Origin of the sequence: Stutzerimonas kirkiae (genome assembly GCF_004327335.1) — a bacterium.
GTDB classification, from domain to species: Bacteria; Pseudomonadota; Gammaproteobacteria; order Pseudomonadales; family Pseudomonadaceae; genus Stutzerimonas; species Stutzerimonas kirkiae.
This window is the reverse complement of sequence record NZ_QJUO01000058.1, coordinates 1-8,717: the sequence shown is the minus strand read 5'-3', so window position 1 is coordinate 8,717 and position 8,717 is coordinate 1. Positions and strand designations below refer to the sequence as shown.

Below are 8,717 nucleotides of genomic sequence, written 5' to 3'. Positions count from 1 at the left end.
AGGGTGTCGTGATCGGGATGATCGTTCGCAGCAATGAAACGAAAAGCCACCGAATCGTAGGTGTCCCGCTCGATCTTGCGGCTGGAGAAGACGCCCGTGGCATAGCCATAGACCAGCAGCGACAGCAATAGCCCCGGATGGCAGGCCGCACTGCCGCGGCCGGCATAAGCCTTCTGGAGTTGGCTCAGATCCAGCCCGTCGATCACTTCGACGATGAAGCGCGCCAGGTGATTTTCCGGCAACCACCCTTCCACCGACGGTGGAAACAGGTAAGGGGTCTTGCGATCGACAGGGCGGAAGCGGCTCATGCGGGATACCGGTATATCGAAGCGCTGCGATTATTACTCAAGCTGCCTGAAAGTCCGACAGGCTGCTAGTGCCGCGTCGCACATCAACTATCGACATATGCCCTGGCGTAGGGGGCGCCGCGCGCACCGGGAATAGCGGCGTCGAATGTTCAGGTGCGCATGGCGCGCCCGTTCACGGCGACACTTGATACTGATAACCCATTTAGGACGCCGCGACAGGTTGCCTGCCTGTTCCCGCCCGCAAGCCGTCGGTGGCCGATAGGCCAGCCGGCGCAGGGCACACGCGCAGCCAGTTGGGCGGGAACCCGTGACAGCCCGCCTGGGGGCCGCACCGACGGGGGCGCCCCCAGGGACGCGTCGAACGCTCAGGTCGAGCGGATCAGGCCGCCGTCGACGCGGATGCTGCTGCCGGTGACGTAGGACGCGGCCTCGCTGGCGAGGAAGGTCACCACGTTGGCGAATTCCTCGGGGCGGCCATAACGGCCAGCGGGAATTCCGGCGCGTGAGGTCGCGGCGATTTCTTCCACACGCTTGCCCTGGCGCTGGGCGGCGCCGGCATCGAGCTGGTCGACGCGGTCGGTGTGGATGCGTCCGGGCAGCACCATGTTCACCGTGATGCCCTGGGCGGCGACTTCGGCGGCTAGGGTTTTCGACCAGCCCTGCACGGCCGCGCGGATGCCGTTGGACAGCGCCAGGTTGGCGATCGGCTGCTGGATGCCCGAGGAGCCCACGGTGATCACCCGGCCCCAGCCTTTCTCCGCCATCCCCGGCAGCAGCCGCGCGGTGAGTTCGAACAGGTGGCTGGCCATGCTGCGGAAACTGCTTTCCCAGGCCGCCGCGAGTTGGTCGCGGGCGGCGCCGGCCGGCGGGCCGCCGCCATTGTTGACCAGGATATCGACGCCGCCACTTTCTATCAGCAGGTTCGCCAGGCCCTGCACCGAGGCCAGGTCGGCGAGGTCCACCTGCAGTGCGACGATGCGTGCCGCCTGTTCCGCCGGCAGTTCGCCGCGCCAGGCGTCGACGCCCTTCGGCGAGCGTGCCGCGGCGAACACCTGCACGCCTTCGGCGGCCAGGCTGCTGGCGATGGCGGCACCGAGGCCGCGGCTGGCGCCGAGCACCAGGGCGCGGCGTCCATTGAGACCCAGATTCATCGGTTCATCTCCTGCAGTCGTGACTCCTGGCGTTCGATCAGGTGTTCGATTTCGCCGATGTCGGCAGGGGAAAGCTTTGCCCCCGGTAGGCGAATCGCGGACGAGGAGATGGCCCCGCGGCGCGCCAGTACATATTTGCGTATGGCCAGGCCGAGGCCGGGTTGCTGCTCGTAGCGGGCCAGGGGCAGGTAGGCATCGAACAGGTCGTGCGCCTTTTCCGCATCGCCAGCGGTATGGGCGGCATAGACCCCGGCCATCATTTCCGGGTAGCCGAAGCCGGTCATCGCGCCATCGGCGCCACGGCCCAGCTCTTCGGGGAGGAACAGTCCGCCGTTGCCGGCCAGGATGCTGATGCGGCGCATGCGCCCTTCGGCTTCGGCCTGACGCAATGCACTGATTTTCTCCAGTCCTGGCCAGTCCTCGTGCTTGAGCATCACACAATTGGGATTGTCATTGACGATACGCACGATGGCCTGAACTGGAATCTGCACGCTGGTAGCCAGTGGGAAATCCTGCAGTACGAATGGCGTGTCGCGGCCGATGGCCTGGCCGACCTGCGTGTAATAGTTCACCAACTGGTCGTCGCTGCGCAGGTGCGAGGGCGGCGCGACCATCACCCCGGCGGCACCGGCCTGCATCATTTGCCGGGCGAGTTCAGCCATTGGCGCGAGGCCGGCCCCCGAGGCGCCCGCGACTACGGGAACGCGGCCAGCGACCCGTTCGATCACATGCTCGACGTAGGTCAGTGACTCGCTGGCGGTGAGTTTGGGAGCCTCGCCCATCATGCCGAGCACGGTCAGGCCGGTGGCGCCGCGCTCCAGATAGAACTCGACGAGGCGGTCGGTGCTGGGCAGGTCCAGTTCGCCGCTGTCGGTGAAGGGCGTGACCGCGATGATGAAGACACCGCGTGCCTGTTCGTTCAGACGCATCAGTTGGAAAACCTCTGGTTCAGGGAAGGAATGGGAGCCGGCCGCGCATGTGCGTGTGGCCAGGACGTCGTCGATGGTTGATCAGGCGCCACGACGAAGGGGTTTCTGCAGGCGCCCGGCGCCAGCGGCGTTGACGATCTTCCGGCCGTCCCAGGCGAGTTTGCCGCGCAGGAAAGTGGCGGCGACGCGAACATCGAAGGTACGCCCCTCGAAAGCGCTCCAGTTCACCGCGGCCAGGCTGTTGGCGGGGTCGTGGACGAAGCGCCCGGGCTCGAGGACGACGATATCGGCGTCCTTGCCCGGCTCCAGGCTGCCCTTGTCGTGCATCAGGAAGAACTTCGCCGGCCCTTCGCTGAGCAGGCGTACGGCCATGGCCGGCGAGATGCCGTGTTCCAGGCAACCGGTCCAGAGCGCCGGTACCAGGGTTTCCAGGCCGGGGCCGCCGGCGGCATTGTTGAAGATGTCGGGGTCGCCCTTGCGATCCAGGCCCCAGGCGACATGATCGGAGGAAACGAAATCGCAATCGCCGTTGGCGATGTGGGTCCACAATTTGTCGACCTCGGCTTTCGGCCGGATCGGCGGATAGTGCTTGGTCTTCGCCCCGAGCCGGCGCATGTGCTCCTCTTCGTTGAGCATCAGGTACTGCACACAGGTTTCCGCACTGGCCTGCACGCCTGCGGCGCGGTACTGGTTGCACAACTGGAAGCCGCGCGACAGCGAGATGTGCACGGCATGTGCGCGTGCGCCGGTGGCGGCGCCGATCTCGTAGATATTCGCCGTGGCGAGGTTCTCCACCAGCGGCGGGTGGGCGCGGCCGAAGGCGTCCCAGCCGGTGTCGCCGGCGGCGCGCAGGCGAGCGATGTTGGCCAGGGTCATTTCCTGGTGCTGGTTGTGTACGCCGCAGGCCAGGCCGGACGGCGCGATGCGCAGCATGGCCTGGTAGAGCATGGCGTCGTCGATGCGCGGGAAGCGCTGCGCATTGGCCTCGAAGGTGGAGAACTTGAAGGCGCAGGCACCGGCCTCGATCAGCCCGGGAATCGCATCGAGTCCGTCGCGCGGACGGATGGTGGCGTAGAGGCCGACATCGATGTGGCAATCGGCGTTGGCCTTGGCCGCCTTGGCGAGGAACACTTCGGCGCTCCAGGCCGGCTCCGGCTCGTCGTAGGGCATGTCGACCAGCGTGGTGACTCCCCCGGCGGCGGCTGCGCGCGAGGCCTGGCCGAGCCACTCGTGGTTGGCGCTGCCGGTGTGGGTCTGGCCGTCCACCGCGCCGGGTACCACCCAGGCGCCACGGCAGTCGTGCAGTTCCTTCGCCGCCGGTGGTTCGCCGAAGCCGATGCGGGCGATGCGGCCGTCGATCACCGCGACGTAGCCGTCCTCGAAGATACGATTCGGCAATACCAGTTTTCCGCGCACGATCAGGTCAAAGTCACTCATGGTTAATGCTTTCCGTCTTCTGTTGCCGTGGCCGCCTGGGCGGGCGCTGCCGTGCGGCTGGAAGCGGGCAGGCCATTTCTCGAGGAGCGGCCGGCCGCCTGTGGCGCTGTGCGAGCAACGCTTCTGTGAGCAAGCCTATGTGCGCTGCGGACGCTGCGTAAACGATAGAAATTGTGCCCGGCGCGACTAAAAAATTGCCGGGAGCCATTTTTAACGTCGCGTGGCGACGGTCCGCAGGGTGGCTGCAAGGGTTGGCGGGCGATGAAAAAGAGCTAGCCGCAAGACGCCATCGGATACTGCCTGGACCGTTCGTCGCGGCTGCCGGCAGGTGCGGCGGCGGGACAGGACACCGCCACCAGCACTGCGCCGGAAGCGCCAATAATTCGCGCACGATGACCGAAAATCTCATCTTTACACTGCGCGGAGTGCGCCAGTACCGTTGGATCGAACTTGTCGCCATGCCCAAGAGGTCGAGATGAATTACGTGCCGAAAGCGCTGCTGGCTGTTGGGGTGGGACTTGCCCTGACCTCACCGGTATCCGCAGCAGACATGCCGCTCAAGGTGGTACTGGACTGGGCCTTCGAAGGGCCCCAGGCGATGTGGTCGGCGGCCGCCAAGAGTGGCTGCTTCCAGGAGAAGAAACTCGATGTGTCGATCGACCGCGGGTTCGGCTCGGGCGACACCATCAGCAAGGTGGCGGCGGGCTCCTACGATATTGGCGTGGCCGACTTCGGCAGCATCGTCGCCTACAACGCCAAGCATCCGAATAACCCGCTGGTGGCCACCTTCATCGTCAGCGACCGCTCCTCGGCGTCGGTCAACGTGCTCAAGTCTTCTGGCATCGGCTCGCCCAAGGCGCTGGAGGGCAAGCGCATCGCCGACACCCAGGGCGAAGCCAGTCGGGTGCTGTTCCCGGCCTTCGCCAAGGAGAACGGCATCGATCCCGGGAAGATTTCCTGGGTCAACGTTTCGGTCAATCTGCGCCAGGCCAGCGTGGTGCGCGGCCAGGCCGATGCCGCGGCCGGGCACATCCTCACCGTGGTCAACGGGCTGCGCGCACTGGGCGTGAAGAGGGAGGATATTTTCAGCATGCCGTTCGCCGAGTACGGCGTCGACGTGCCGGGCAACGCGGTGATCGCCAAGCCGGCCTGGGCCGAGGCCCACCCGCAGCAGATGCGCGACTTCCTCAGTTGCACCGTGGCGGGGATCAAAACCACCATCAGCGACCCACAGGCGGCGATCGCCTCGCTCAAGCAATACAACTCGATGCTCGATGCCGATTACGAAGCCGAGCACCTGGAATTCGCCACCCAGGTCGCGGTGCTCACCCCGCATGTGAAGCAGAACGGCCTGAGCAATATCGACCCGGGGCGGCTGAATCGCTCCATCGAGCAGATCAGCGAGGCCCTGGGTGTCGAGCGACCGCCGACCAGCCAGGTGTTTACCGCCGACTACCTGCCGCCGCAGAGCGAACTGAGCATCGCTACCCCGTAACAGACGCCACAGATTCAGCGGGCATCGCCGCTTTCCCGGTGCTCGTTGGCCGGCCCCACCTGCGGAGCCGACCACGTTGTTAGCCACGTGCCGGTCCCTGTGACCGAAATTAGAAAAGGCATGCCAGTCCGAGCCGGGCGCTGTACCGATCAGCGCGCCAGCGCGTTGTGCGGGCGGTAATGCCAAAAAGATGAGGAGCATCGGGTGTCGAGTATCAGCGAACGTACTACGGGCGCCTTCGCCTATGCCGAGGTGGCCAGCGCGCCGCCCGGACCGGTGGCGGCGCCACCCATGGAACAACTCTATGTCGATCTGCGCAACGTCAGCCTGGTCTATGGCGACGGGGACGAGCAGACGCTGGCCATCGACCGTCTGGACCTGAAGGTTCGCGAGGGCGAGTTCGTCGCCGTGGTCGGCCCGTCCGGCTGTGGCAAGTCGACCCTGATGAAGCTGGTGACCGGCTTGCTGCCGCCGGACGGCGGTGCGGTGTTCATTCAGGGGCGAAAGGCGACTGGCCCGGTAATGGGGGTCGGCATGGCCTTCCAGAACTCCACCCTGTTGCCCTGGCGCTCGACCCTGAGCAACGTGATGCTGCCCTTCGAACTGGTACAGCCGCACCGCAAGCGCCTGCGCCGGAACGCCGACGAGTATGTCGAGAAGGCCCGGCGCCTGCTGGATACCGTCGGCTTGCTGGAGTTCGCCGACAAGTTCCCCTGGGAGCTGTCCGGCGGCATGCAGCAGCGCGCCAACGTCTGCCGCGCGCTGGTCCACGAGCCCAAGCTGCTGATGCTCGACGAGCCCTTCGGTGCGCTCGATGCCTTCACCCGCGAGGAGCTGTGGCTGATGACCCAGGCGCTCTGGATGAAGCAGCGCTTCAGTTCGATCCTGGTCACCCACGACCTGCGCGAGGCGGTGTTCCTCGCCGACCGGGTGATCGTGCTGAGCAAGCGTCCCGGAAGGATCATCCTCGAACGCCAGGTCGACATCCCGCGACCGCGTGCCTTGAGCTGCACCTTCGAGCCGTTGTTCAGCGAAATCGTCCATGAAATACGCGAGAAGATCGTCGAGGCGCGCGGCTGATGAACAACTCCCGGAAGTCCTCGATAGAAAGCCTCATGCCCTGGGTGACCACCCTGGTACTGCTGCTGCTCTGGCAGATCGTCTCCTTGGCCATGGGCAACGCCAGCCTGATGCTGCCGGCGCCCACCGAGATCGCCAGGTCGCTCATCGAACACTACGACGTGATCTGGCCGAACGCCCTGCATACGCTCTACACCACGGGCCTGGGTTTCGCCTTCGCGGTAGTCTTCGGCATGCTCTTCGGCCTCGCCATCGGCGCCTCGCCGCTGATCTACCGCGGTTTCTACCCGCTGCTGATCGCCTTCAACGCTGTTCCGAAGGTGGCCCTGGTACCGATCTTCGTGCTCTGGTTCGGTATCGGTGCGGTACCGGCGATGGTCACCGCGTTTTCCCTGGCGGTGTTCCCGATCATCGTCAACGTCGCCACCGGGCTGTCGACCATCGACCCGGAAATGGAGGATGTGATGCGCTCCCTCGGTGCCAGGCGCCTGGATATTCTGACCAAGATCGGTATCCCGCGGATGACACCCTACCTGTTCGCCTCGTTGAAGATCTCCATCACCCTGGCCTTTGTTGGCTCGGTGCTCTCGGAAACCATCGCCTCCAACGAAGGCATCGGCTTCCTCATGCAGGCCGCCTCGTCGCGTTTCGATGTGCCGCTGGTGTTCGCCGGGCTGATCGTGATCGCCGCAATGGCGGTACTTGCCTACCAGGCCTGCGTGCTGATCGAAAAACGCTTCACCCGCTGGGCGACCCGCGGCAAATAAGAATGCGATGGCCCTGATGTCATCCATTCGACCCGGCACGCCTTGGAACAGGTAGCACTTCAGGTTCGGCGAACCCGATGATGTCGCCGATGGCCGGGTTCGAGCGATGCCGTTTGGCTGTACTTGATAAATGGGGTGCCGGTTTAGTTTACCGGTGCGAGTTCGCTGTGCCGCGTGATTGCAGGTCGGTGAACTTCGAATATGCGCCGCACTATATATCCGGGCCGCCAGGACCAGACACTTACCGTTAATTACCTGAGCAAGGATAAGACATGTTAGAAGCCATTATTCAATACTCGAAAGACTCGTGGGGCATCATTCCGCTGATGCTGGTGATTTTCGTCATCGGTATTGGGGTCATTATCGAGCGCTACTTCTTCTTTCGTAGAAGCATCAAGTCCGGTGCCAGCCTGGATGCCGATCTGCAACATGTCGCCCAGGGTAATCTGGCTGACGCGAGGAAGGTCGCCGAGCATTACCGGGGCACCGCCCAGGGCAAGCTGGTAGTGGCGGCGCTGGAGGCCGGCGGCAAGACCGAAGCCGCGATGGAGCGCGAGGTCGACGAGACCATCATGGTCCAGGTGCCGCATCTGGATCGCAACCTCTGGGTGCTCGACACCTGCGTCACCCTTGGCCCGCTGCTCGGGCTGCTCGGCACCATCATCCACATGATCCAGGTGTTCAGCGTGCTCGCCACCAACAGTTCGCAGCAGGTCAGTTCGGTGACCGGGCCGATCGCCCATGCGCTGGTGGCCACCGCCGTCGGCCTGTGCATCGCCATCACCTGCGTGGTGTTCCTCAATTACTTCAACAAGCGCATCCGCCTGGTCGTCAACCAGATGGAGCTGATCAAGTCGATGCTGGTCAGCCGCTTCGCGACTTTCTGAGCCCACGCCGCAGCGGAGAAGTTCCCCATGGCCAAGAAATCCTCGTACCTAGGCTCCGAGCAGCACTCACGCATCGAGATCATCCCGATGATCGACGTGATGATGTTCCTGCTGGTGTTCTTCGTGATGATCATGCTCGAGATGATCCAGGGCGCCGGGATCACCCTGGACCTGCCGCAATCCTCGACCCAGGACCGGATCGAATCGGTTACCCTCAACATCGGCGTGTCCGCCGATGGCGGGCTCTACGTGGACGGTGCGCAGATGGATGACGCCCAACTGGCTGCCAGGCTGGCCGAGATGCAGCAGACCGGCAAGCTCGACGTGGTGATCGCCGGCGACCGTGGCAGCCAGTATGAAAGCATCGTCCACGCAATGGACCTGGTGCGCGGCGCCGGGATCAGCGCCATCGGCCTGGCGACGCAAAAGTGATGGGCGAGAACAGACAACCCACGGTTCGCAGTGGCGCCCTCTGGGCCACGGAAGACCGCCATGAGCACCACCTGCCGATGCCGCTGGCGATCGCTGGCTCGGCGCTGCTGATGGCGCTGATGATTGCTGCGTTCGCCCTGGTCGAGGTCAAGCAGGCGCCACAGGAAGAAGAGCCGCCGCAAGTGACCCGGGTGAGCATGGTGGAGATTCCTCCGCCACCGCCGCCGGAAC

General features: G+C 64.7%; 9 protein-coding genes and 1 pseudogene. 6 read left to right on the top strand and 4 right to left on the bottom strand.

Annotation, left to right across the window (positions count from 1 at the left end; all coding sequences use genetic code 11):
* The 4 genes from DNJ95_RS18825 to DNJ95_RS18810 all read right to left on the bottom strand — a co-directional run.
* Positions 1-308: transposase (locus tag DNJ95_RS18825; RefSeq protein WP_131186248.1), on the bottom strand; the 308-nt coding region annotated here is incomplete at its 3' end.
* A gap of 365 nt (positions 309-673) precedes the next feature.
* Positions 674-1,459, bottom strand: coding sequence for an SDR family oxidoreductase (locus DNJ95_RS18820; protein WP_131186247.1), 786 nt, complete (start codon positions 1,457-1,459; stop codon positions 674-676).
* A complete protein-coding gene (locus DNJ95_RS18815; RefSeq protein WP_207388777.1) occupies positions 1,456-2,388 on the bottom strand; it encodes a dihydrodipicolinate synthase family protein in 933 nt (310 codons plus the stop codon). The genes DNJ95_RS18820 and DNJ95_RS18815 overlap by 4 nt, the downstream gene beginning before the upstream one ends.
* Positions 2,389-2,469: 81 nt before the next feature.
* Complete coding sequence (locus tag DNJ95_RS18810) at positions 2,470-3,825, bottom strand: dihydroorotase (protein ID WP_131186245.1); 1,356 nt, start codon at positions 3,823-3,825, stop codon at positions 2,470-2,472.
* A gap of 475 nt (positions 3,826-4,300) precedes the next feature.
* On the opposite strand from DNJ95_RS18810, the gene DNJ95_RS18805 reads away from it, so the two are divergent.
* The 6 genes and pseudogenes from DNJ95_RS18805 to DNJ95_RS18780 all read left to right on the top strand — a co-directional run.
* On the top strand, positions 4,301-5,320 hold the full coding sequence (locus DNJ95_RS18805) for an ABC transporter substrate-binding protein (protein ID WP_131186244.1): 1,020 nt from the start codon (positions 4,301-4,303) through the stop codon (positions 5,318-5,320).
* A 204-nt stretch (positions 5,321-5,524) separates the two neighbouring features.
* Positions 5,525-6,400, top strand: a complete 876-nt coding sequence (locus DNJ95_RS18800; RefSeq protein WP_242671983.1) for an ABC transporter ATP-binding protein — start codon at positions 5,525-5,527, stop codon at positions 6,398-6,400.
* On the top strand, positions 6,400-7,167 hold the full coding sequence (locus DNJ95_RS18795) for an ABC transporter permease (protein ID WP_131186243.1): 768 nt from the start codon (positions 6,400-6,402) through the stop codon (positions 7,165-7,167). Before DNJ95_RS18800 ends, DNJ95_RS18795 begins: the two co-directional genes overlap by 1 nt.
* 272 nt (positions 7,168-7,439) lie before the next feature.
* Complete coding sequence (locus DNJ95_RS18790; RefSeq protein WP_131186242.1) at positions 7,440-8,054, top strand: MotA/TolQ/ExbB proton channel family protein; 615 nt, start codon at positions 7,440-7,442, stop codon at positions 8,052-8,054.
* Between the two features lie 27 nt (positions 8,055-8,081).
* A complete protein-coding gene (locus DNJ95_RS18785; RefSeq protein WP_131186241.1) occupies positions 8,082-8,486 on the top strand; it encodes an ExbD/TolR family protein in 405 nt (134 codons plus the stop codon).
* A pseudogene (locus DNJ95_RS18780) lies at positions 8,486-8,717 on the top strand (energy transducer TonB); the annotation flags it as partial. The gene DNJ95_RS18785 and the pseudogene DNJ95_RS18780, both read left to right, overlap by 1 nt.